1 protein-coding gene is annotated in these 427 nt (G+C 50.8%); it reads left to right on the forward strand.

From position 1 onward, the window contains the following. A partial coding sequence (gene rpsQ, locus GFJ41_RS21135) for a 30S ribosomal protein S17 (protein ID WP_206001615.1) occupies positions 1–427 on the forward strand: 427 nt, incomplete at both ends.

Consider the following 427-nt stretch of genomic DNA (forward strand, 5'->3'; position numbering starts at 1 on the left):
GGCAAAGATGGCGGACACTCAGAACGAGAGGTCTTATCAGAAGCAGCCTACCATCTTCCAGAACAAAAAGCGAGTGTTGGTCGGTGAAGCAGGTGCAAAAGAGAAGCTCCCACGTTACCACCGAAATGTTGGCTTGGGCTTCAAAACCCCCAGAGAGGCTATTGACGGCACTTACATTGATAAAAAATGCCCCTTTACTGGCGATGTGTCCATCAGAGGCCGTATTCTGTCTGGTGTGGTGACCAAGATGAAGATGCAGAGGACCATCGTCATCAGACGTGACTATCTGCACTACATCCGCAAGTACAACCGTTTTGAGAAGAGGCACAAGAACATGTCTGTCCATCTCTCTCCCTGCTTCAGAGACGTGACTGTGGGTGACATCGTCACTGTCGGAGAGTGCAGACCCCTCAGCAAAACTGTGCGG

It is taken from the genome of Paraclostridium dentum (genome assembly GCF_012922555.1).
GTDB classification, from domain to species: domain Bacteria; phylum Bacillota; class Clostridia; order Peptostreptococcales; family Peptostreptococcaceae; genus Paraclostridium; species Paraclostridium dentum.